Genomic DNA, 21,888 nt, shown 5'->3' on the forward strand with positions numbered 1-21,888 from the left:
GCCGATCGGAGGGTCCGCTGATGGCACACGCATCCGATCTCATCGCCGACGACATCGAGGCGTACCTCGTCTCGCACCAGTACAAGTCGCTGCTCCGCTTCATCACCTGCGGTTCGGTCGACGACGGCAAGAGCACCCTCATCGGGCGCCTGCTCTACGAGTCGCATCTCGTCTTCGAAGATCACCTGGCAGCGCTCGAGGCCGACTCGGCCAAGGTCGGCACCCAGGGCGGCGATCTCGACTTCGCGCTCCTGCTCGACGGCCTGTCGGCCGAGCGCGAGCAGGGCATCACGATCGACGTCGCCTACCGCTTCTTCTCGACCGAGCAGCGCAAGTTCATCGTCGCCGACACGCCCGGCCACGAGCAGTACACCCGCAACATGGTCACGGGCGCGTCGACCGCCGATGTGGCCGTGCTGATGGTCGACGCGCGCAAGGGCGTGCTCACCCAGACCCGCCGCCACAGCTTCCTCGTGTCGCTGCTCGGCATCCAGAAGATCATCGTCGCCGTCAACAAGATGGACCTCGTCGACTGGTCGCACGAGGTGTACGAGACGATCCAGGAGGAGTACCGCGACTTCGCGAAGCGGATCGGTCTCGACGACATCACGTTCATCCCGATGTCGGCCCTCAAGGGTGACAACGTCGTGGCCCCGAGCCAGCACATGCACTGGTACCACGGGCCGACCCTGCTCGGCTACCTCGAGACCGTCGAGGTCGACGATGCCACGGCGTCGGGCCCGTTCCGCATGCCGGTGCAGTGGGTCAACCGCCCGAACCTCGACTTCCGCGGTTTCTCGGGACGGATCGTCGGCGGCACCGTCCGTCCGGGCGACGCCGTGCGGGTGCTGCCCGCCGGCACCACCAGCACCGTCGACCGGGTCGTCACCATGGACGGCGACCTCGACGAGGCGATCGCCGGCCAGTCGGTCACCATCACCCTCGCCGACGAGATCGACGCCTCGCGCGGCGACGTGCTCTGTGCCGGTGACGCGCCGGCCGAGGTCGCCGACCAGTTCGAGGCCCACGTCGTGTGGATGCACGAGGACGAGATGCTGCCCGGCCGGCCGTACCTCCTGAAGATCGGCACCCGCACCGTCGGCGTGACGATCGCCAACCCGAAGTACCGCATCGACGTCAACAACCTCGACCACCTCGCCGCCAACACGCTCGAGCTGAACGAGATCGGCGTGTGCAACCTGAGTCTCGATCGGCCGATCCCGTTCGACCCCTACGCCGACAACCGCGAGATGGGCGGCTTCGTCATCATCGACAAGCTGACCCAGAACACCGTCGGTGCCGGCTTGCTGCACTTCGCCCTGCGGCGCTCGCACAACATCCACTGGCAAGAGGTCAAGGTCGACAAGGACGCCCGGGCCGAGATGAACAGCCATCGCCCCGGCGTGGTCTGGTTCACCGGCCTGTCCGGTTCCGGCAAGTCGACGATCGCCAACATCGTCGAGTCGAAGCTGCACACCATGGGCGTGCGCACCTACCTCCTCGACGGCGACAACGTCCGCCACGGCCTCAACCGAGACCTCGGATTCACCGACGTCGATCGGGTCGAGAACATCCGGCGCATCGCCGAGGTGTCGCGTCTCATGGCCGACGCCGGTCTCGTGGTGCTCGTGTCGTTCATCTCACCGTTCCGTGCCGAGCGCGACCTCGCCCGGTCGCGGGTCGACGACGGCGAGTTCGTCGAGGTGTTCGTCGACACGCCGCTCGCGGTGGCCGAAGAGCGTGACCCGAAGGGGTTGTACGCCAAGGCCCGCTCGGGCGAGCTGTCGAACTTCACCGGCATCGACTCGCCCTACGAGGCGCCGGAGTCGGCCGAGGTGCGTGTCGACACCACGTCGATCACACCCGAGGAAGCCGCCGACCAGGTCATCGCTCAACTGCGCGCCCAAGGCATCATCACCTGACCGCCGGGCGGGGTCGGGGTAGCCGACCCCGCCGGTCAGCTGATCGGTCGGTCAGCCGGCCGGGCGGTAGTGGGCCAGGCCGTCGTCGGTCCAGCGTGCGAACTCACCGAGTTCGCGCAGGTGCTCGAGGTGGGCGTAGGTCTCGCTCTCGGCCATCTCGCCCCACGATCGCTCGCGGAACAGCACCCGCATGTAGTCGTTGACGGTGCCGTCGGGCACCCGCTCGGCGGCGTCGCGGATGATCTGCAACCGGTCGCCGTGGTGTTCGATGATGTGCTCCGACCGACCCCGCAGGTCGGTGAACGGCTTGCCGTGCGCGGGGAGCGCGACCGACACACCCTCCTGATCGGCCATTCGGGCGAGCGACTCGAAGAACAGGGCGAGCGGGTCGGCCTGGGGCGCCATCCCGCTGATGTGCGGCGTGATGGTGGGGAGCACGTGGTCGCCGGTGAACATCACGCCGTACTCGGGGTCGAACAGACACAGATGGTCGTAGGTGTGGCCGGGCGTGTGCATCGCGACCCACTCGCGTCGGGCGAGCCGGATCGTCTGTCCCTCGACGAGCGGCTTGGTGGGTCGGAGCGGCTCGAAGATCCGGACCGAGTCGGTGCGTCCGCCGTGCAGCCGTTCGAGGAACTCCCGTGACGGGCCGGCCCGCCGGCCGCCCCACGGCGACGGGCGGCTCATGTAGCGCTCGATCGCCTCGACCTGTTCGTCGAAGGAGTTGATGGTGAGTTCGGCCGAGTCCTCCGACTCGTCGACGGCGTAGTCGAACAGGGTCCGGAACGACTCGTGGGTGACGATGTCGGCGCCCGACTCGTATCGGAGCCGTTGTGCGCCACCGAAGTGGTCGGGGTGCGAATGGGTGACGACGACGGTGTGGACGTCGGTCACCTGGTAGCCGGCTCGGCCCAGTCGGTCGACGAGCGACTCCCAGGCCTCGGGGCCGGGCAGGCCCGGGTCGACGACGGCGATGCCTCGCTCGTCCTCCATCACGTAGCAGTTGACGTGGCCGAGGCCGGGCAGCTGGATCGGGAGTTCGGTCCGGAGCACGCCGGGAGCGACCTCGGTGACGTCGGTCGTCGCCGTCTCCTGCTCCTGCTTGCGCGGGCGCGGCGCCTCGTCGCCGGTGTTCCCCGTCGCCGGGGCCGCGCCGTGCTGGTGGCCGTGCCGATGGGTGTGCCCGTCGGTCCGGCCGGGAGCGTGTTCGTGTTGGTGTTCGTCGTGGCTCATGAGGGTGCGCTCGACCGTACTCAGCGGCTGTTCCCGATCGTCAGTCGGGGTTCATCTCGTCGCGATGGTGCGATCGTCGACGGGGGCGTATGGTGACGTCGTGACTCGCTGTCGGGTGTTCATCGCTTCGTCGCTCGACGGGTTCATCGCCGGCCCCGACGACGAACTCGACTGGCTCGACTTCCCCGACGCGGACGACACGTTCACCCCGTTCTTCGCCGACGTCGGCGCGATGCTGATGGGCCGCCGTACCTATGACGTGGTGTCGTCGTTCGACGGCCCGTGGCCCTACGGCGACACGCCGGTGCTCGTCGCGACACGTCGGCCGATGCCCGACACCGAACCGACGGTGCGCGCCGTGACCGGTTCGATCGACGACATGGTCGCCGAGGCGAAACAGGCTGCCGGAGAGCGAGACGTCTACCTCGACGGCGGCGAACTCGTTCGTCAGGCGCTGGAGGCGGGTCTCGTCGACGAGATGACCGTCACGATGATCCCGGTCGTCCTCGGCGCCGGCCGCCCGTTGTTCGCCGGCGTCGGCAACCGTCACGAGCTCGAACTGCAAGCCACCCGAGAACTCGGCTCCGGCCTCGTCCAACTCACCTACACCCCCGTCCGTTGATCCCAGTCGGTTGAGGTCAGACCCCAACCGACGGTGCAGGACTGCAGCCTCCGAGCATGCCGGTCGGTTGGGGTCTGACCTCAACCGACGATGCCGAGCATGCCTGTCGGTTGGGGTCTGACCTCAACCGACGATGCCGAGGCGGGCGGCGGCTCGGTCGGCGGGTTCGGGGCCGGCGAGTTGGCGGAGGAGCAGGACGCCGTCGAGGAGGGCGATGGCCGCTTCGGCGTCGGCTCGGCGCTGTTCCTCTGGGCCGGTGAAGTAGCCCGTCGCCCAGTCGATCCAGCCCTCGACCAGTTGGGGCACGATCGCGTCGTACGGCGACCGGCCCGCCGCGGCAAGCCCGTTCGCCTCGAAGAACAGGCCGAAGGTCGCGTCGGCTTCGGGGTTCGTGAGCGCCGGCCAGGCCCGGCGGACCAGCTCGATCGGCTCGGCGGCGCCGCCCTCGAAGGCCGGTTCGAGGGTGGCCTGGAGCTGCAGGCCGAGCATGACCACGACGTGGGCGATCAGGTCGCCGATCGTGGGGAAGTAGTAGACGACCGTCCGGTCGGCGATGCCGAGTCGTCGGGCGACGCGCCCGAAGCTCAGCTGGCTGAGCCCACCGTCGAAGGCCGTCTCGACGGCGGCGGCGAGGATCTCGTCACGGCTGTGCTTGCGACTGGGGGACACGACGTGGATCGTAACGGGGTTGACCGTAGTGGTCACTACAGATACAGTTGTAGTTGTCACTACAACACTGACGGAGACCGCCATGACCCTCACCGCCACCGAAGCCGCCGACCTGTTCCGCCGCGACCCCGACCGCCTGATCGACGTCGGTGCGGGCAAGGTCGCCGTCCGCACCGTGGGCACCGGACCCGACGTCCTCTTCGTGCACGGCTGGCCCGTCACCGGCGCCACCTTCCGGAAGTTGTTGCCGCATCTCACGCCCCACGTCACCTGCCACCTGATCGATCTCGTGGGCACCGGCTCCAGCGACTACGACGAACGGACGCCGGTCGGTATCGAGGGTCACGTGGAGGCGGTGCGACGAGTCGTCGACGAGCTCGGCCTGACCGACGTAGCCGTCGTCGGGCACGACAGTGGCGGCATGATCGCCCGGCACGCGCTGGCCGGGGACGAACGGGTGCGGTCGATGGTGATGATCGACACCGAACTGCCGGACGGACTCAGCTGGAGATTCACGGCCTTCATCCGCGGCACCCGACTGCCCGGGTTCGGCAAGGTGCTCGGATGGGTCGTCGGTCGGCGCCGGCTCCGCCGGTTCCCGCTCGTGCTCGGCGGCGCCTTCGTCGACAACGATCTGCTCGACGGCGAGTTCGACGAGTTCTTCCTCCGGCCACTCCACACCGATCCGGTCGCACTCGCCGCCGGTGTGCGGATCGTCGACTCGTTCGAGCAACGGTTCGTCACCGAACTGGCCGACCTCCACCGCCGGATCGAGGTGCCGGTCCATCTGGTGTGGGGCCGCCACGACCCGTTCTTCCCGGTCGACCGTGCCCGCGACCACGTCGCCGACTTCGCGGACGCCCGCCTCACCGTGATCGACGACGCCAGCCTCTTCTCCCACGAGGAACGCCCCGCCGAAGTCGCCACCGCCATCCTCGCCACAGTCCGGTAGCGACGAACGGTGTCGGATCCGTTGCGTCGCCGCGCCGAGGTGATCCCGGCAGGACCCGACGACGCAACGGATCCGACACCATTCGTCGCGGTGATCGGCAGGACCCAACGACGCAACGGATCCGACACCATTCGTCGTCAGGTGCGGAGCCAGGTTTTGATGTCGTCGGTGTGTTGGCCGAGGGTCGGGGGCGGGAGGGTGTACTGCGGGGCGGCGGCGCTGAATCGGATGGGGTTGCGCACGAGGTCGACCTCCTCGTCGCCCTCACCCACCGTCACCCTCGGCTCGAGACCGATCCGCTCCGCGAACTCGATGCCCTCGCCGACGGTGTTGATCGGCCCGCACGGCACGCCACGGGCACTCAGCGCGTCGAACAGGTCGTCGGCCGACCGCGACGTCATCGCCGCGACCAGCAGCGGACGCAGCGCGTCACGGTTCACCGTTCGGTCGCCGTTGGTGAGGAAGCGGGGATCGTCGGCCACGTCGGGAATCCCGAGCGCCTCGCACAGGGCTCGGAACTGGCGGTCGTTCGCCGCCGCGATGATGATGTCGCGGTCAGCGGTCGGGAGCGGCTCGTAGGGGTAGACGCTCGGATGGTTGTTGCCCATCCGCATCGGCACCACGCCCGCCGCCGTGTACGCCGCCGTGTGGTTGACCAGCCCCGACAGCGCGGACGACATCAGGTTGACCTCGACGTGTTGCCCTTCCCCCGTCCGCTCCCGGTGGTGGAGTGCGGCCAGCACGCCGACGGTGCCGTGGAGGCCGGTCATCACGTCGAACATCGCGATGCCGGCGCGGTAGGCCGGCCCGTCGCGCTCGCCGGTGAGGCTCATCAGGCCCGACATCGCCTGGACGACGAGGTCGTATCCGGGCAGCGAGGCGCCCTCGCCCGACCCGAAGCCGCTGATCGACAGGTAGACGAGCTTCGGATTGATCGATCGTGCCGCGTCGTAGTCGAGTCCGAAGCCGGCGAGCTTGCCGGGCATGTAGTTCTCGAGGACGATGTCGGACCGTCGGAACAGCTCGTGCACGAGCGCGACGTCGTCGGGGTCGCGGAAGTCGAGCACGACCGACCGCTTGTTGCGGTTGATCGACAGGTAGTACGTGGCGGTTCCTTCGTGTTCGGGCGGCCGCCACGTGCGGGTCTCGTCGCCGGCAGCGCTCTCGACCTTGATGACGGTGGCGCCGAGGTCGGCCAGCATCATCGACGCGTACGGTCCGGCGAGCACGCGCGACAGATCGGCGACGACCAGTCCGTCGAGCGGTCCGCGCTGGCCGGCGGCGGGGGGTGTGCCGTCGGTCGTCATCGACTCAGATATCGAGACCCTTGGCGGCGACCGGCGACATCATGATCACCTCGGGTCGCCCGGCGAGCAGGCCGCCGACGGCGCCCATGGCCGCCTTCATGCCGTCGCCCTTGCCGTGCACGGCCATGGCGTCGTCACCGGTGTAGAGCTCGAAGAACCAGTAGACGCCGGGCTCGTCCTTGGCGGCGTGGACCGAATAGATCTCGAGGCCCGACTCCTCCTCGGCGGCAGCGATCAGCCCGGCGAGCGCGGTCTCGAGTTCGGCCGACTTGCCGTCGGCGGCGGTCAGCTTGGCGATGACGGAGAGCTTCGACATGGCCCCGACCGTACCCACCCGGCCGCTCCCGCCCCCGATCGAACCGACGCTTCGCACCGATCCGACCGCCGCATCCGACCAGCCGCGTCGACCCCGATGCATCCGGATGCGGGGGTGGCTCCGAAGTACCTGGTGAACGCAGCCGTTTGCCGCCCACCGACACCGGGCACGCACCACGACAGCCGCCGAACCCAGGAGAACCCCCCATGGCCAAGTACGTGACCACGATCGAGACCCCGATGCCCGCCGACCAGGCGTTCACCTTCATGGCCGATCTCCGCAACTTCGAGGACTGGGACCCGGGTGTCCAGAAGTCGGTACAGGTCGAGGGCTCGGGCCCTGGCCCCGACGCCGTGTTCGACGTCACCGTCGACGCACCCGGCAAGGGCCTCACCCTCCGCTACGAGACCACCGAGTACGACGCCCCCAACTCGTGCACCGTCAAGGCGAGCAGCACGCTGTTCACCTCGCTCGACCGCATCACGGTCGAGCCGACCGAGACCGGCTCGCTCGTCACCTACGACGCCGAACTCACCCTCAACGGCCCGCTCGGCCTGTTCGACTTCGCCCTGAAGCCCGCGTTCGGTCGCATCGGCGGCCGCGCCGACGAGGGCCTCCAGCAGGCGCTCGACGGAACGAAGCGCTGACATGCGCGAACGCATCGCCGTCGTCGGGTCGGGTATCGCCGGCCTCACCTGTGCTCACGTGTTGGGCCCCCATCACGACGTCACCCTGTACGAGGCGGCACCCCGCCTCGGGGGCCACGCCAACACCGTCGACGTGGTCGACCCGTCCGCCGGCACGATCGGCGTCGACACCGGCTTCATCGTCCACAACGACCGCAACTACCCGAACCTGGTCGGCCTGTTCGACGAGCTCGGTGTCGAGACGATCGACACCGAGATGAGCTTCGGGGTGATCGACCGCGACCCCGAATCGGCCACCAACGGGCTCGCCTATCGAGCGACCAGCCCGAACAGCATGTTCGCCCAGCGGCGCAACATCCTGCGTCCGGCGATGTGGCGGATGCTGCGCGACGTGCCGCGGTTCTACAAGGCCGCCCGGGCACTGCTCGACGACGATTCGGTCGAGAGCGACGAGTTGTCGCTCGCCGAGTTCCTCGAGCGCGAGGACTACAGCCGTGACTTCGTCGAGTTGCACCTCATCCCGATGGGGGCCTCGGTGTGGTCGGCCGACCCGTCGTCGTTCGCAGAGTTCCCGGCCCGCACCCTCTTCCGGTTCCTCGACAACCACGGACTCTTGAGCGTCGGTGATCGTCCACAGTGGCGCACCGTCGTCGGCGGGAGCCGCACCTACGTCGATGCGATCGCCCGCCGCTTCAGCGGCACGATCCGGCTCTCGGCACCGGTCACCTCGATCCATCGCGACTCCCGCAGCGTGCTGGTGTCGTCGCTCGGCCTCGTCGAGCGGTACGACCGGGTGATCCTGGCGACCCACAGCGACCAGGCGCTGACGATGCTCGCCGACGCCACCCCGATCGAACAGAAGGTGCTCGGCGCCGTCCGGTACCAGCCGAACACGGCCACGCTCCACACCGACACCTCGCTGCTCGCTCCCACGAAGCGGGCATGGTCGGCGTGGAACTACGAGCGCCGGTCCGCCGACCAGCGCGAAGCGACGCTGACCTACGACATGACCGCCCTGCAGCATCTGCCGGGCAGCAACCGCTATCTCGTCAGCCTCAACAGCGACGACCACATCGACCCGTCGAAGGTCTTGCGCTCGTTCGAGTACTCGCACCCGGTGTTCGACGCCGACGCGATCGAGGCGCAGCGCCGGTTCGACGAGGTCGACGGCGCCGACCGCGTGCACTTCTGCGGCGCCTGGTGGGGGTACGGCTTCCACGAGGACGGCATGGTGTCGGGCCTGCGGGTCTGCCACCGCATCGGCGTCGACTGGCATCGCAGCACACTGCTGGAGCAGGACCGATGAGGCCGGGCGGCGCGGCCGTGTGCAGCGGCACCGTGTACCACCGCCGCAACGTGCCGACCCGGAACGAGTTCACGTACCCGGTCGGCTACGTCTGGATCGACCCCGACCACCCCGATCGTCTCTGCCGTGAGCATCCGCTCTGGTCGGCGACGCGGACGGCCCCGGCCCGCTTCCGTCGCAGCGACTACGGGCTCGAGGCGACCGGCTCGCTCGCCGAGTCGGTCCGAGACGACCTGACGCCGGTGTTGCAGGAGCGTCCCACCGGCGCCGTGCGCATGCTCACCCAGGTGCGTCGGTTCGGTTGGCTGTTCAACCCCATCACCGTCTACCTCGCCTGGACCGACGACGACGCCGATCCGGCGGGCGCCGTGCTCGAGGTGACGAACACCCCGTGGAAGGAACGACTGCGCTACCCCGTCCGGTTGTGGCGCCGAGGCGACTGGCTGACGGCGACGACCGACAAGGTGCTCCACGTCTCCCCGTTCCTCGACGAGTCGCAGCGGTACGACATCCGCCTGCGCGGCGACGACGAACGCATCGAGTTCGGCATCGACGTCGTCCCCGACGGGATGGACGAACCGATCGTGGTCACCGGCCTGACGACCGAGCGCGTCCCGGCGACGCGATCCGCGCTCTCGCGAGCGTTCGTCCGGCCGTTCCTCTCGACACACCGCGTGTCGTGGGGTATTCATTGGCAAGCACTGAAGCTGTGGTGGAAGCGGGTGCCGTTCGTGCCGCACCCGCGGAAGCGGGAGGTACCGGCATGACCCCGATCATCCAGGAACGAGCCCAGGCGGTCGAGCGATGAGCGCGATCAGCGCCGATCGGCTGCTGCGCCACGCCGAGCGCGACGTTGCGACCCGGCCCGGCCCCGTGACATCGGGAGCCGCATCGCTCGGACGATTCGTTCTCCGCCGAACGACGCGTGACCGTCTGACCGTCGACGACGTCGTGCCGGGTCGAACGCCGCAGCGACACGTCTACGGCGCCGAGGGCACCCTGGCCGTCGGCGCGGTCGACGCCCACGTCACCGTGCTCGACGAACGCGCCTACGCCGCGTTCGTTCGTGAGGGCGCGATCGGATTCGGGCGTGGCTTCATCGAGCGCTGGTGGACCTCCGACGACCCCGTCGCCGTCGTGCAGTTCGCGATCCGGAACATGGAAGGGCTCGACCGGGTCCGCAATCGGACCCGCCGCTGGACCGGCTGGATCTCCGACCCGGTCCGCAAGGCGCTGCCCCGCGACTCGCGAGAGCGCAACCGCGAGGACATCGGCGCCCACTACGACATCGGCAACGACTTCTTTTCGCTCTTCCTCGACGAGACGATGACGTACTCGTCGGCCGTGTGGCCGAACCCGGACGCATCGCTCGCCGACGCCAGCCGTCACAAGTACGACCTGCTCCTCGACCGGCTCGGCGTCGGCCCCGGCGACCACCTCCTCGAGATCGGTACCGGCTGGGGCGGTATGGCGCTGCGGGCGGCCGAACGCGGCGCTCGGGTGACGACGACCACCATCTCGTCCGAGCAGCACGCCGAGGCGACCCGACGAGTCCGGGAGGCCGGTTTCGCCGACCGGGTCACGCTCCTCACCGACGACTGGCGCGACCTCATCGGCACGTACGACGCCGTCGTGTCGATCGAGATGATCGAGGCGGTCGACTGGCGCGACTACGACGCCTACTTCGCCACGATCGACCGTTCACTGAAGCCCGGTGGGCGCGCTGCGATCCAGGCGATCTGTCTGCCCGACGACCGTTGGGAGCGTGCCAAGAACACCGAGGACTTCATCCGACGGTTCGTGTTCCCGAACGGCTTCCTCCCCTCGGTCGGCGCGATCGGCGACTCGATCGGTCGGGCGACGTCGATGCACGTGGTTGCCGTCGACGACTACACCGAGCACTACGCCGAGACGCTGCACCGCTGGCGCGTCGAGTTCGACGCTCAGCTCCCGGCGGTTGCCGACCTCGGTCTCGACGAACGGTTCCAGCGTCTGTGGCGCATGTACCTCGCCTACTGCGAGGCCGCCTTCCTCGAACGCCACTGCCTCCTGCACCAACTGACCTTCCAACGGTGACCGGTCGGTTGATGTCAGACATCATCCGACAGGACTGCAGGGTTCCGCGTCCTCAGATGTCGGATGATGTCTGACATCAACCGACATCGCAGGACCGCAGCGTCCGAGCACGTTCGTCGGTTGGGGTCTGACCTCAACCGACATCAACCGACGGGTTTGGTGAACCAGCGTTGGGCGTAGGGGTTGTCGTTGTAGCGGTCGGTCGGGGTGTAGCCGGCCCGGCCGTACATGGCGATCGCCTCGGTGAGCACGGCGTTGGTGTCGAGCACGATCGTGTCGTAGCCGAGCCGGGCGACCTCGGCCTCGAGCGCGGCGAGGGTGCGGCGGCCCACGCCTGCACCGCGCCAGTCGGCGTGCACCCACATCCGCTTGATCTCGCCGGTCGAGGCGTCGTGACGCACGACGCCGCCGCACGCCACGACGTCGTCGTCCGATCGGGCGACGACGAACGATCCCGTCGGTGCGCGCATCGACGGCGCATCGGTGACCAGCGTGTCGCCCGGATCGAAGCCGTCGGTGAAACGATCGTCGAGTTCGCCGAAGTAGGCCGACATCGCGGCGACCGCCTCCTCGGACGCGGGATCGACGACGTCGAAGCCGATCGCGGCGGCTCGCAGGAGCCGGTCGGCGGTTGCGAGCGCCGAGGCGAGTTCGTCGCGCTGGCGATCGGTGAGCGGGTCGATCAGCCGGGCGGCGAGGTCGTCCGATCGCCGGTCGAGGTCGGCCCAGGCGCGGCGGCCGGCGTCGGTGAGGGTGGCGACTCGACGTCGGCCGTCGTCCGGATCGGCGACGACGTCGACGAGTCCGTCGTGCTCGAGCTCGCGCAGGAGCCGACTGAGGTAGCCGGAATCGAGCCCGAGCCGATGTCGGAGGTGGAGCAGCGACGCGTGGCCCATCCCGATCTCGAACAGCAGTCGGGCCTGGCCGAGCGGTCGCCCGGCGCCGAGGAACGAGTCGTCGAGCACGCCGATCCGCTGGGTGAACGAGCGGTTGAACCGCCGCAGCTGCTCGGTGACGTCGTCGATCACGATCTCTGACTCTAGTCAGAGAAACGGCCGGTTCTTCTCACGGTGATCGGTCGGTTGAGGTCAGACCCCAACCGACATCGCAGGACTGCAGCCTCCGAGCACGTTCGTCGGTTGAGGTCAGACCCCAACCGATATCGCAGGACTGCAGCCTCCGAGCACGTTCGTCGGTTGGGGTCTGACCTCAACCGACATCAACCGGCGTTAGGGTCGGCTCGATGGGTGGGAAACGATTGATGACGGCGGTGGTGAGCGGCGTGCTCGTGCTCGTGATGGCGGCATGCAGCGATGATCCCGAGCCGGACGCCGAACCGGCGTCGACGACAGCGTCGTCGATCCCGTCGACGTCCGCCCCGGCGACGGAAGCGCCCACCACCTCGTCGGCCCCTCCCGAAACGAGCTCACCGTCGACCAGCGCGCCCGCGACGACCGCCGCGCCGGCGACGACCGCAACGACGGCACCGGAACGCGACTTCTCGGCCCTCGGCCCGATGGTGCAGGGCATCGTCGACGAGTTCGAGCTCGGTGGCGCGGCTCTTGTCGTCGTCGATCGTGACGACGGGATCGTGCACGAGGAGTACTGGGGTGCGTTCGACGCCGACCGGCAGTCGTTCATCGCGTCGTCGTCGAAGATGATCACCGCCGGCGTCCTGATGCGTCTCGACGACCAGGGCCTGCTCGACATGGACACGCCGATCGCCGAGCAGACCGACTGGGTCGGCAACCCCGACCTGACGCCGGCGCAGCTCGTCTCGAACACGTCGGGCCTCGTCGGCCTGTTCCCCGAGCTCTTCTACGAGCCGTACGTGTGCCAGTGGTTCCCCGACGGCGACATCGAGGACTGCGGCGCCACGATCTTCGAGACGCCGGACGACGACGATCTGATCGTCCCACCCGACACCGGGTTCGCGTACGGCGGTGGTCAATGGCAGATCGCGGGTGCGTTGGCCGAGCACGTGTCGGGTCGCACGTGGGCCGAGCTGATCGACGAGACCTACGTGACGCCGTGCGGCGTCGACAGCCTCGGGTACAACAACCACTTCGTGATCACCCGCGGACTCGGCTACCCGTACGACATCGATCCGACCACCCTCGAGCCCACCGACAACCCGAACATGGAGGCGGGTGCCTACATCGCGGCGCCCGACTACGGGGAGCTCCTCTTGATGCACCTGCGCGAAGGTCGTTGCGGCGACGAGCAGGTGATCTCGCCGGAGGGCATCGAGCAGCTCCACACCGACCGCACCATCACCCTGCCGGGCGGCGACGCGCTCCCCGGTTACGCAATGGGCTGGTGGGTCGATCGCGCCAACGGTCGCTTGAACGACCCGGGCGCGTTCGGCGCCGAACCCTGGATCGATCTCGAGCTCGGCTACGGCGCCTACTTCGTCGTCGAGGCCGACGGCTCGACCGGCGCGACGATCCGGAGCGTCATCGAGCCGGTGATCGACGAAGCCATGACCGCCTCACCGTGACCTGGGCGACGCTCAGCCGACCCGGTCGACGATCGCTGCGACGATCTCGGCCGGAGTGGCCGTTGCGTCGACGGTGATCACGTCGGTCTCGTCGGCGGTCGGCGGTTCGAGGGTGGCGAACTGGCTGTCGATCATGTTCGGCCCCATGAAGTGATCGGTCCGGTCGCCGGCACGATGTCTGGCGACGGCAGGCGGCAGATCGAGGCACACGAACGTGACCCCACCCGCCGCACGCAGCACGTCGCGATAGCTGCGCTTCAGCGCCGAGCACGAGATGACCACCCGAGTCCGAGCAGCGAGCCGGGACGCGAGCGTCTCGAGCCACGGTTGGCGGTCGGCGTCGGTGAGGGGGATTCCTGCCGCCATCTTCTCGACGTTCGTCGGCGGATGTGCGTCGTCGGCCTCCACGTACTCCACGTCGAGCGCCTCGCCGAGTCGGAGCCCGATCGTGGTCTTGCCCGATCCGGCGACGCCCATCACGATCAGTCGGAGAGGTGTCTCGGGGGTCGTGTCGCTGTCGGCCATCTCCGATCGATTCAACCACGCCGTCTGCCGGACGACCCACGACCCGACTCCAGCGGCGCTGTTCCATCCGCGCATCGTCGACGCCGACGTGGCATCGTTCGCGTCACACCGAGCCGGCCCCGGCCCGGTGCCGCCGCCCGCCAGCGGTGGGATTCGCGGCGACGACCGAGGCACCGGTCGTCGCCGCATCGCGTTCGGGCGACGCTTCGATCGAACCGGATCGTCGTGGCGGAGACCGTCGATCTGCGTAGGTTGATCCGGTGACCCCCCGCACCGACGTCGACGCGCGCCCGGACGACTCGGCGTCTTTGGCCGAGCGCGAGACCGGCTTGTGGCCGTTCGACCCGTCGAGGTTCCCGTTCTATTACGGCTGGGTGATCGTCGTCGTCGGCACGATCGGCATGATCGCGTCGGTGCCCGGCCAGACCGCCGGCGTCAGCGTCTTCACCGACCACCTCACCGACGGCACCGGGTTGAGCCGGCTCCAACTCTCGATCGCCTATCTGATCGGCACGGGCACGAGCGGCTTCGTGCTCCCTCGCGGTGGCCGTGCGGTCGACCGGTACGGCGCTCGGGTCATGGCCCTCGCCGCCGTGGTCGGTCTCGCCGCGACCCTGCTCGGCTTCAGCGTGGTCGGCCCGATGAACACGGTCGTCGGGATGATCGTGATGAGCGTCGGGTTCGGCTGTCTGCGCTTCTCCGGCCAGGGCATGCTGACCCTGTCGTCGCGCACGATGATCTCGCAGTGGTTCGATCGTCGACGCGGCGTCGTCACCTCGTTCTCCAACGCGTTCATGAGCTTCGCATTCGCGGCCAGCCCAGCGTTCCTGCTGTGGCTGATCGACCTCGACGGTTTCCGCACCGCGTGGCGACTGATGGCGGCCGTCCTCGTCGTCGTGATGGGTGCGATCATCGTCGTCTTCTTCCGGGAGAGCCCCGAGGCGTCCGGGCTCGTGATCGACGGGGGCATCGCAGAGCGCGAGGCGAACGGTGCGATGCGGGCGAAGGCGCCGGTCGGCACCGACCGCGACCTCACGCGTGGTCAGGCGCTCCGCGACCCGCGTTTCTGGGCGGTGACGCTGCCGGTCGCCGCGCTCAGCTCGACCGGGACGGCGCTGACGTTCCACATCGTCGACATCGGCGCCGAGATCGGCCTCACCGACGACGAGATCGTGCGGATCTTCCTGCCGATCGCGTTCGTGAGCGTGCCGGTCACCTTGATCAACGGTTGGCTGATCGACAAGGTCACCCCGGTGTTGATCGCCCTCGTCATGTGCGCGGCGCAGCTGCTCATGTACTTCACGGTCACCTACATCGACACGACGTGGACGGCGGTGCTCGCGATCGGTGCCTGGGGCACGTCGCAGGGCTGCTTCGCACCGCTCACATCGGCGGCGGTCCCTCGACTGTTCGGTCGCCGACACCTCGGCGCGATCTCCGGTGTGCAAATGAGTGCCATGGTGATCGGCAGCGCCATCGGTCCGGCGTTGTTCGCTCTCGTGAAGTCGTTGGCCGGGTCGTACGAGGCGGCGCTGTGGATCTCGGCGGTCGTGCCGGCCGCCGCGCTCGCGCTGTCGGTGTACTGCCTGATCCGCCCGCCACTACCTGTTCCCGGCGACGCCTGACGGCGTCGGTCAGAGATCGCGGTACTCGCCGACGACCGACACCGTGGCGCCGATCGCCCCGGCGTTCCAGACCGGCTCGACGATGTCGTCGATGCCGAGCCAGTCGATGATGCGATCCTGGTGGTGCGGGAACGTGCGGGCGCAGCCCTTGCTGCGCGGGTTCGGCGGGATGTATCCGGCGCCGTGGATCGCCTGACCGCCGTTGAAGTAGATCGGCTTGTACATGTTGCCGTTGAGCGGGTTGTCGACCTCGCTCGGGAAGTTCGTGCTGTCGTGCCAGCCGTCGTTGTCGAGCGCCGGGTCGTAGCGGTAGGCGTCGAGGGCCTGGATGTTGTGGGTCGGGTAGTCGGGCTCGCCGGTCGACGTCGGGAAGATGTCGACGATGCGCTCGTCACCCTCGCCGGTGACGATCACCTGACACGTCTCGTTGATCAGGATCCACTTCGACGACCACGTCGCTGCGCCCCGCGGGATCGTGAACGAGTCACGCGTCGCGTCGAAGATCGCCGCCTCCTCGTCACTGCCCTCGGGCAGGTGGGTCGTGCTCTCCGGCAGGCCGAGCAACATGCGGGCCGCGCAGATCGCCTGGCGGGTGAGCGGTCCGGAGTCGCCGTCGATGCCGAGTTCGAACAGCGACGTGCCGGCGAACAACTCGTTCAGCTCGGCCTGCTGCACCTCGACGTGGGCGGGCGAGGGCGCGAGCCGGGACGTGCCGGTCACGTCGTCGACGTCGTTGCCGGGGCAGATGTCGTACTGCTCGCCGGGGTGGATGATGTCGGTCTCGCTCATCCGGTTCTCGGTGAGCAGTTCGTCCATCGTGACGCCGTCGAGCGAGGCGACGATGCCGCCGAGCGAATCGCCGGGCTGCACGGTGACGACACAGATCTCCGGCGGTGCCGTGGTGGTCGGCGCGACCGAGGTGGTGGTGGTCGTCGTGGTGGCGTCGACGGTCGTGGTGGTCACCGCCGACGCGGTCGGTGCGGCGGTGTCGTCGCCGGGTGCGGCCGCGTCGGATCCGCCGGAGCAACCCGACGCCAACAACAAGCCGCCGGTGAGGAGCGCCGCGCCCGTGATCCGCACGACGTCGAGGCTATCGGCGGTGCGTGAACGACCTCCGGCGGCCCGGGTTTCGGTGACGTGGCGCGACGGGTACTCGGATGGCGTGGAACTGATCATCGTCGCCGTCCTCCTCCCAGCAGCAGCGTTCGTGCTGTGGCGGGTCGTGGCGGCGATACGCGGGCGGTCGCCCGAACGAGCCGTCGACAGCGGCCATCCGCACCTGACCGACGTCGACCCGCACTCGTCGGGCGACGCCTGACGACGAGTCGGCCGGCGCCTGCGGACCGTCAGCGAACGTTGTAGACGTTGGTGCTCGTGGCGCCGCCGAGCAGGGCAGACACGAGGATGCCGAGCGGCAGCGTTCCCCAGTAGCCGACCGTCAGGCCGACGTTGCCGAGGAACAGCATCAGGAGCCAGGTGGCCGGGAAGGTGGCCAACAGGAACACGACGGTGAATGCGAGCAGTGCCTTGATCATGGGAACCTCCGTATCGGGCGTGCCAACCCTACGACCCGCTCGCCCACCCACCGCGGATACCGAACGCTCTCTGGGTCGGGTGTCGCAGGGAACGGGGAGGCGCAGCCGAGACGTTTCCGGAGATCACCCGACCCATTGGCGGCGGTGCTGCCGGGTCGGGTGATCTCCCGAAACGTCGACTCCGTCGCCGTTCCGTACGACACCCGACCCGGTGAGGGGTCAGCTGACGGCGCGGGCGATGCGGTCGCCGATCTCCTGATCGACATTGCGCCAGTACTCGAACGCCCGCTCGAGGACCGGTCCGGTCACCCCGTCGGCGAGGTGGCCGGCAACGTTGTCGACGAACTCGTCGCGCTGCGCATCGTCGAACACGTCCCGCACGAGTGCCCGGGCCTGGCTCCAGTCGTCGTCGTCCTCGCGCTCGACGTAGGCGGTGCGGACCATGTCGTCGCTGACGCCGTAGCTCCACCGGTTGTCGTCACCGATCAGGCTCGGGTCGGCCGCCGGACCACCCTTGCTGTTCGGCGCATAGACCGGATCGGTCACGGGCACGATGCGCATCGCGCCATCCTTCGAGTAGCTGTGCACGGGGCACTGCGGAGCGTTGACCGGGATCTGCTTGTAGTTCACACCGAGTCGGGCACGGTGCGCGTCGGCGTACGAGAAGCCACGGGCGAGCAGCATCTTGTCGGGCGACAGGCCGGTGCCGGGCACCATGTTGTTCGGCTCGAACGCCAACTGCTCGATCTGGGTGTGGAAGTCGGTGGGATTGGTGTGCAGGGTGAATCGTCCGACGTCGATCAAGGGATAGTCGGCGTGCGGCCACACCTTCGTGAGGTCGAACGGGCTGATGCGGTACGTCTTGGCGTCCTCGTACGGCATGAGCTGCACCTTCAACGTCCACGACGGGTGCTCGCCGTCGGCGATCGCGTCGAACAGATCGCGCCGGTGCACGTCGCTGTCCTTGCCGGCCATCTCGTCGGCTTCGTCCTGTGTGTACCCCTCGACGCCCTGGTCGCTGTGGAAGTGGTACTTGACCCACGACAGGTTCCCGTCGGCGTCGTACCAGGAGTACGTGTGGCTCGAATAGCCGTTCATCTGGCGGTAGCTGCGGGGGATGCCACGATCGCCCATCAGGTACGTCACCTGGTGCGCCGACTCGGGTGACAGGGTCCAGAAGTCCCACTGCATGTCGTGGTCGCGCAGGCCGTTGTCGGCGCGTCGCTTCTGGGAGCGGATGAAGTGCTGGAACTTCATCGGGTCCTTGATGAAGAAGATCGGCGTGTTGTTGCCGACCATGTCCCAGTTGCCCTCGGACGTATAGAACTTCAGCGAGAAACCTCGCGGATCGCGCCACGTGTCGGGGGAGCCTCGTTCACCGGCGACGGTGGAGAAGCGAGCGGCCATCTCGGTGGTCGCGCCGGGCTGGAGGAAGGCGGCGCGAGTGAACTCGCTGACGTCGCCGGTGACCTCGAACGTGCCGAACGCACCGCTGCCCTTGGCGTGCGGCTGCCGTTCTGGGATGCGCTCCCGGTTGAAGTTCGCCATCTGCTCCAGCAGATAGTGGTCGTGGAGCAGGATCGGCCCGTCCGGACCGGCGGTCAGCGAGTGCTCGTCGCTGGGTGCGGGTGCCCCGCTGTCGGTAGTGGTGAACGGGCAATCGGCCATGGGTCCTCCTGGGTGGGCGTCGGTGCCGGACCACCGGGTCGTGCCCGCTCGGTGCCGTGCCGAAACCGGATCAGGGTTCGGTCACCCGGTCGGGTGTCAGGCGCCGGCGGCGATCGTTGCGGCGAGCGCGCCGGCGCCGAGCGCTGCGAAGCCACCGGCGTAGGCGAGCGTCTTGGTGCGGTGCTCGCCCGACAGCGAGGCGGCACCGGCGGCAGCGTCGGTGAGGTCGGCGGCGACCGACGCAGCGATCCACGGCACGACCGACGACCCGCGGGCGACGGCTGCGAGTGCGCCGGCACCGATCGCAAGGTCGCGGCCGCCGATGCCGCGGACGAGGGTGCGCGTCGAGGGGTCGTCGCGACCGACCCACGTCGAGCTCGGCCGTCGCGGTGCGGCGGCGAACCACAGGCCGGTCGCAGCGCGGGTCACCCCGACGGCGGCGGCGAACCAGAGCGCAACACGTTCGATCGACATGTCGCCGCCGATACCCCTCCACACCGCCACCCCAAACCGGGTTAGGTGCCAGAGGTGACGGGTGAGGCGCAGCCGAACCCGTTACCGGCGGTCACCTGACCCGGGGTTTCTGTGGGTCGTCCCGACGACTCGAGTGCTCGGGATCGCGGACCCGGGTGTGGTGCGCGTCGTCAGGCGGGTTCGGGTTCGTCGGGCTCGGGGATGACGCCGGAGGTGCGGAGGAGGGCGAGGACGACGACGGCGGCGACGCTGCCGATCACCATGACGAAGCCGTACGAGATCGGCACGACGTACAGCGTGAGCACCAGCGCCAGCGGCACGTTGCCCTTCACCAGGACCGTGCTCACCGCTGCCAGCGCCGCGACCTGGACGATGTCGGTCGTTGCGCCGACGACGTCGGCGGCCACGATCGCGAACGCACCGATCGACGTGTACAGCGGGAAGATCGGCCCGCCACGCCACCCGGTCGACACGGCGATGAGCAAGGCCGCGAACTTCGCAACCGTCACGTACAGCAGGGCCCCGTCGCTCTCGAACGGCAGCTGCTGGAACTGCATCTGGCCCGAGAACAGCACGATCTCGTTGCCGAGCGCCAAGATGGCGAACAACAAGCCGCCGACCATGCCGTACACGATCGGCGATCGCTCGTAGCGGGTGGATCGTTCGCACCGCTGGATCACCACGAGTGCGAGCAGGGTCGGCACGGTGACGAGCACGGCGGTGACGAACGCGGTAGCGGCGTCACCCACCGCCCATTCGCCGTCGAAGCGATCGAACCGGAAGCCCATGTCGATCCCGCCGAACGGCATCCATCGGTAGGCGACCAGGCTGGTGATGCCGGCGACCCAGTACGGCGACTTCGCGAACTGCTCGGGCAACATGTCGATCCGCTCGGCGCCCCACACCTGACGGACCAGGCTGCCGACCGATCGGATCCGCACCGCCGACCATGCCGCCATGCCACCGGCCACACCGACGATCGCTGCTTCGAAGCCGACGGGACCACCGAGGATCAAGATGACGGCTGCGGCGAGCATGGTCTTGGGTGCGATGCTCGGTGCGAGCCGCTCGCCCGACTTCCACGTCTCGAGCGCGACCTCCATGGCCTGGGGGTGGTCGCCGATCCACAGGTGGACGAGGCCGACGAGGAGCCCGCCGACGACGGGCACCGCGATCGTGAACCACGAACCGTACGGGTCGACCCCGAGCGCGTCGGGCACGTCGCCCCACACGAAATCGATCCCGTGCTCGTAGCACCAGATGAACGCCGCCGTGATGACGGCGGCGATCGCACCCGTGACGATGGCCGTGGCGAAGAGGGCGCCGACGGATCCGAGGCGGTTCACACGATCCTGCACCTGCGCAGAGTAACCCCGCTCCGTCGGACCATCAGCGGACGTCCGCGGTACGTTCGGCGCAGGCCCGTATACGACGACGCGAGTGCAACGACATGAGACGACTGCTGCCCCTCACCATCATCACTGCCGCCGTGGCCGTGTTCGCCGGGCTCGCCGTGGCCCGACGGCAGCGTCGGATCGCGGCGGTCGCTCCGGAGTTGCGGCACCCGCAGCTGATGGTTCCGATGTCGCTCCGGTCCGATTCGAGCCTGCAGACCGGGCGACGGCTGATCGATGCCCTGTCGAAGCAGGCCGGCAAGCTGGTCGCGGACGGCGTCGACGTCCGGACCGAAATGGTGCCGACCGACGGAGGAGACCCGCCGGTACGAACCCTCGTCTACGAGCCGTCGGGTCGTGTCGGCCCGTCAGCGGCGCTGCTCTGGATCCACGGTGGCGGCCTGGTGATGGGGCGCCCCGAGATGAACCACGAACTCTGCTCACGGATCGCAAAGGAGTTATCGATCGTCGTCGTCAACCCCGACTACCGGCTCGCTCCCGAAGACCCGTTCCCGGCGGGGCTCGACGACTGCGTTACGACCCTGGCCTGGATGCACGCGCAGGCCGATGCGCTCGGCCTCGACACCGGCCGTGTCGCGGTCGGCGGCGGGTCGGCGGGCGGCGGACTGGCGGCTTGTCTTGCTCAGGTCGCAACCGACCGAGGCGACCTGCCCGTGCGCTTCCAGCTGCTGCAGTACCCCATGCTCGACGACCGAACTCCGCTTCGCGACACCGACGCGCTGCTCTGGACGAACACCTCGAACGAGTATGCGTGGACCGCCTACCTCAACCACCCACCACGCGAGCACGAGGGGCGCCCCTACGCGTCGGCGTCGCGCCGGGTCGACTTCCGGGGCCTCCCTGCGGCGTGGATCGGCGTCGGCGACATCGATCTGTTCCACGACGAATGCGTCGACTACGCCGAGCGCCTCGAGGCTGCCGGCGTGCCGGTCCGGTTCGACGTGGTGCCGGGCATGTACCACGGCGCCGAGGCGATCCGGCCGGATGCCCCGGCGGCGGCCGGCTTCATCGACGGGATGCTGTCAGCGCTCGCTTCCGGGCTCGAGGTCGAACGCGTCGTCGCCTGAGCGGCCGTGGCACTCGCCGCTGCGGCGAC

The 21,888-nt window shown here is 68.8% G+C and carries 22 protein-coding genes; 11 read left to right on the forward strand and 11 right to left on the reverse strand.

All coding sequences use genetic code 11. The features are described 5' to 3' along the window. Positions 1–20 precede the first annotated feature (20 nt). Positions 21–1,922, forward strand: coding sequence for a sulfate adenylyltransferase subunit CysN (gene cysN, locus BDK89_RS00210; protein ID WP_133867032.1), 1,902 nt, complete (start codon positions 21–23; stop codon positions 1,920–1,922). 51 nt (positions 1,923–1,973) lie between these two features. Here cysN and BDK89_RS00215 read toward each other — a convergent pair whose 3' ends face one another. After that, the gene (locus BDK89_RS00215; RefSeq protein ID WP_133867033.1) at positions 1,974–3,155 is read right to left on the reverse strand and encodes an MBL fold metallo-hydrolase; all 1,182 of its coding nucleotides are present in this window, start codon (positions 3,153–3,155) and stop codon (positions 1,974–1,976) included. Between the two features lie 100 nt (positions 3,156–3,255). On the opposite strand from BDK89_RS00215, the gene BDK89_RS00220 reads away from it, so the two are divergent. Beyond that, entirely contained in the window at positions 3,256–3,777 is a 522-nt protein-coding gene (locus tag BDK89_RS00220; protein ID WP_166657270.1) for a dihydrofolate reductase family protein, read from the forward strand. Positions 3,778–3,900: 123 nt separating this feature from the next. Here BDK89_RS00220 and BDK89_RS00225 read toward each other — a convergent pair whose 3' ends face one another. Then, the gene (locus BDK89_RS00225; protein WP_166657271.1) at positions 3,901–4,446 is read right to left on the reverse strand and encodes a TetR family transcriptional regulator; all 546 of its coding nucleotides are present in this window, start codon (positions 4,444–4,446) and stop codon (positions 3,901–3,903) included. Between the two features lie 82 nt (positions 4,447–4,528). Here BDK89_RS00225 and BDK89_RS00230 point away from each other — a divergent pair, with 82 nt between their 5' ends. Then, on the forward strand, positions 4,529–5,398 hold the full coding sequence (locus tag BDK89_RS00230) for an alpha/beta fold hydrolase (RefSeq protein WP_133867036.1): 870 nt from the start codon (positions 4,529–4,531) through the stop codon (positions 5,396–5,398). Positions 5,399–5,535: 137 nt separating this feature from the next. On the opposite strand, the gene BDK89_RS00235 is transcribed toward BDK89_RS00230, so the two are convergent. Together BDK89_RS00235 and BDK89_RS00240 are read right to left on the reverse strand one after the other, a co-directional pair. After that, the gene (locus tag BDK89_RS00235; protein WP_133867037.1) at positions 5,536–6,705 is read right to left on the reverse strand and encodes a CaiB/BaiF CoA transferase family protein; all 1,170 of its coding nucleotides are present in this window, start codon (positions 6,703–6,705) and stop codon (positions 5,536–5,538) included. A gap of 4 nt (positions 6,706–6,709) precedes the next feature. Continuing rightward, positions 6,710–7,021 carry a putative quinol monooxygenase gene (locus tag BDK89_RS00240; protein WP_133867038.1) on the reverse strand — a complete coding sequence of 104 codons (312 nt, stop codon included), beginning with the start codon at positions 7,019–7,021 and terminating at the stop codon, positions 6,710–6,712. Positions 7,022–7,227: 206 nt separating this feature from the next. Between BDK89_RS00240 and BDK89_RS00245 the strand changes: the two genes are divergently transcribed. The 4 genes from BDK89_RS00245 to BDK89_RS00260 are packed head-to-tail and all read left to right on the forward strand — an operon-like array spanning position 7,228 to position 11,050. Then, a complete protein-coding gene (locus BDK89_RS00245) occupies positions 7,228–7,668 on the forward strand; it encodes an SRPBCC family protein (protein ID WP_133867039.1) in 441 nt (146 codons plus the stop codon). A gap of 1 nt (position 7,669) precedes the next feature. Next, on the forward strand, positions 7,670–8,974 hold the full coding sequence (locus BDK89_RS00250; protein WP_133867040.1) for an NAD(P)/FAD-dependent oxidoreductase: 1,305 nt from the start codon (positions 7,670–7,672) through the stop codon (positions 8,972–8,974). After that, positions 8,971–9,741: a DUF1365 domain-containing protein gene (locus tag BDK89_RS00255; protein WP_133867041.1), complete on the forward strand. Its 771-nt coding sequence runs from the start codon at positions 8,971–8,973 to the stop codon at positions 9,739–9,741. The genes BDK89_RS00250 and BDK89_RS00255 overlap by 4 nt, the downstream gene beginning before the upstream one ends. Positions 9,742–9,778: 37 nt before the next feature. Next, on the forward strand, positions 9,779–11,050 hold the full coding sequence (locus tag BDK89_RS00260; protein WP_133867042.1) for an SAM-dependent methyltransferase: 1,272 nt from the start codon (positions 9,779–9,781) through the stop codon (positions 11,048–11,050). 143 nt (positions 11,051–11,193) lie between these two features. Here the strand turns inward: BDK89_RS00260 and BDK89_RS00265 are convergent, their stop codons facing one another. Beyond that, on the reverse strand, positions 11,194–12,078 hold the full coding sequence (locus tag BDK89_RS00265) for a bifunctional helix-turn-helix transcriptional regulator/GNAT family N-acetyltransferase (RefSeq protein ID WP_208293904.1): 885 nt from the start codon (positions 12,076–12,078) through the stop codon (positions 11,194–11,196). Between the two features lie 215 nt (positions 12,079–12,293). Here BDK89_RS00265 and BDK89_RS00270 point away from each other — a divergent pair, with 215 nt between their 5' ends. After that, positions 12,294–13,550: a serine hydrolase domain-containing protein gene (locus BDK89_RS00270; RefSeq protein WP_133867043.1), complete on the forward strand. Its 1,257-nt coding sequence runs from the start codon at positions 12,294–12,296 to the stop codon at positions 13,548–13,550. Positions 13,551–13,562: 12 nt separating this feature from the next. Here BDK89_RS00270 and BDK89_RS00275 read toward each other — a convergent pair whose 3' ends face one another. Continuing rightward, a complete protein-coding gene (locus tag BDK89_RS00275) occupies positions 13,563–14,075 on the reverse strand; it encodes a gluconokinase (protein WP_133867044.1) in 513 nt (170 codons plus the stop codon). A 260-nt stretch (positions 14,076–14,335) separates the two neighbouring features. On the opposite strand from BDK89_RS00275, the gene BDK89_RS00280 reads away from it, so the two are divergent. Then, on the forward strand, positions 14,336–15,700 hold the full coding sequence (locus BDK89_RS00280; protein ID WP_133867045.1) for an MFS transporter: 1,365 nt from the start codon (positions 14,336–14,338) through the stop codon (positions 15,698–15,700). Between the two features lie 9 nt (positions 15,701–15,709). Here BDK89_RS00280 and BDK89_RS00285 read toward each other — a convergent pair whose 3' ends face one another. Next, on the reverse strand, positions 15,710–16,780 hold the full coding sequence (locus BDK89_RS00285; protein WP_133867046.1) for a L,D-transpeptidase family protein: 1,071 nt from the start codon (positions 16,778–16,780) through the stop codon (positions 15,710–15,712). Between the two features lie 82 nt (positions 16,781–16,862). Here BDK89_RS00285 and BDK89_RS21515 point away from each other — a divergent pair, with 82 nt between their 5' ends. Continuing rightward, positions 16,863–17,018, forward strand: coding sequence for a hypothetical protein (locus BDK89_RS21515; protein WP_166657272.1), 156 nt, complete (start codon positions 16,863–16,865; stop codon positions 17,016–17,018). A 28-nt stretch (positions 17,019–17,046) separates the two neighbouring features. Here BDK89_RS21515 and BDK89_RS00290 read toward each other — a convergent pair whose 3' ends face one another. The 4 genes from BDK89_RS00290 to BDK89_RS00305 all read right to left on the reverse strand — a co-directional run bounded on the left by BDK89_RS00290 (position 17,047) and on the right by BDK89_RS00305 (position 20,735). Next, positions 17,047–17,235 carry a hypothetical protein gene (locus BDK89_RS00290; protein ID WP_133867047.1) on the reverse strand — a complete coding sequence of 63 codons (189 nt, stop codon included), beginning with the start codon at positions 17,233–17,235 and terminating at the stop codon, positions 17,047–17,049. 219 nt (positions 17,236–17,454) lie between these two features. Further along, positions 17,455–18,903 carry a catalase gene (locus tag BDK89_RS00295; protein WP_133867048.1) on the reverse strand — a complete coding sequence of 483 codons (1,449 nt, stop codon included), beginning with the start codon at positions 18,901–18,903 and terminating at the stop codon, positions 17,455–17,457. 96 nt (positions 18,904–18,999) lie between these two features. Next, positions 19,000–19,377 carry a hypothetical protein gene (locus tag BDK89_RS00300; protein WP_133867049.1) on the reverse strand — a complete coding sequence of 126 codons (378 nt, stop codon included), beginning with the start codon at positions 19,375–19,377 and terminating at the stop codon, positions 19,000–19,002. A gap of 170 nt (positions 19,378–19,547) precedes the next feature. Then, the gene (locus tag BDK89_RS00305; protein WP_133867050.1) at positions 19,548–20,735 is read right to left on the reverse strand and encodes a voltage-gated chloride channel family protein; all 1,188 of its coding nucleotides are present in this window, start codon (positions 20,733–20,735) and stop codon (positions 19,548–19,550) included. Positions 20,736–20,827: 92 nt separating this feature from the next. Between BDK89_RS00305 and BDK89_RS00310 the strand changes: the two genes are divergently transcribed. Further along, positions 20,828–21,859 (forward strand): alpha/beta hydrolase, encoded by a 1,032-nt coding sequence (locus BDK89_RS00310; RefSeq protein WP_133867051.1) that lies wholly within the window; start codon positions 20,828–20,830, stop codon positions 21,857–21,859. Positions 21,860–21,888 lie beyond the last annotated feature (29 nt).

The organism is Ilumatobacter fluminis (assembly GCF_004364865.1).
Taxonomy (GTDB): domain Bacteria; phylum Actinomycetota; class Acidimicrobiia; order Acidimicrobiales; family Ilumatobacteraceae; genus Ilumatobacter; species Ilumatobacter fluminis.

What these genes read in the sequence shown, in the direction of transcription:
- cysN (WP_133867032.1), top strand. Translation starts at nt 21, where the DNA reads ATGGCACACGCATCCGATCTCATCGCCGACGACATCGAGGCGTACCTC.
- BDK89_RS00215 (WP_133867033.1), bottom strand. Translation starts at nt 3,155, where the DNA reads ATGAGCCACGACGAACACCAACACGAACACGCTCCCGGCCGGACCGAC.
- BDK89_RS00230 (WP_133867036.1), top strand. Translation starts at nt 4,529, where the DNA reads ATGACCCTCACCGCCACCGAAGCCGCCGACCTGTTCCGCCGCGACCCC.
- BDK89_RS00235 (WP_133867037.1), bottom strand. Translation starts at nt 6,705, where the DNA reads ATGACGACCGACGGCACACCCCCCGCCGCCGGCCAGCGCGGACCGCTC.
- BDK89_RS00240 (WP_133867038.1), bottom strand. Translation starts at nt 7,021, where the DNA reads ATGTCGAAGCTCTCCGTCATCGCCAAGCTGACCGCCGCCGACGGCAAG.
- BDK89_RS00245 (WP_133867039.1), top strand. Translation starts at nt 7,228, where the DNA reads ATGGCCAAGTACGTGACCACGATCGAGACCCCGATGCCCGCCGACCAG.
- BDK89_RS00250 (WP_133867040.1), top strand. Translation starts at nt 7,670, where the DNA reads ATGCGCGAACGCATCGCCGTCGTCGGGTCGGGTATCGCCGGCCTCACC.
- BDK89_RS00255 (WP_133867041.1), top strand. Translation starts at nt 8,971, where the DNA reads ATGAGGCCGGGCGGCGCGGCCGTGTGCAGCGGCACCGTGTACCACCGC.
- BDK89_RS00260 (WP_133867042.1), top strand. Translation starts at nt 9,779, where the DNA reads ATGAGCGCGATCAGCGCCGATCGGCTGCTGCGCCACGCCGAGCGCGAC.
- BDK89_RS00270 (WP_133867043.1), top strand. Translation starts at nt 12,294, where the DNA reads ATGGGTGGGAAACGATTGATGACGGCGGTGGTGAGCGGCGTGCTCGTG.
- BDK89_RS00275 (WP_133867044.1), bottom strand. Translation starts at nt 14,075, where the DNA reads ATGGCCGACAGCGACACGACCCCCGAGACACCTCTCCGACTGATCGTG.
- BDK89_RS00290 (WP_133867047.1), bottom strand. Translation starts at nt 17,235, where the DNA reads ATGATCAAGGCACTGCTCGCATTCACCGTCGTGTTCCTGTTGGCCACC.
- BDK89_RS00295 (WP_133867048.1), bottom strand. Translation starts at nt 18,903, where the DNA reads ATGGCCGATTGCCCGTTCACCACTACCGACAGCGGGGCACCCGCACCC.
- BDK89_RS00300 (WP_133867049.1), bottom strand. Translation starts at nt 19,377, where the DNA reads ATGTCGATCGAACGTGTTGCGCTCTGGTTCGCCGCCGCCGTCGGGGTG.
- BDK89_RS00310 (WP_133867051.1), top strand. Translation starts at nt 20,828, where the DNA reads ATGAGACGACTGCTGCCCCTCACCATCATCACTGCCGCCGTGGCCGTG.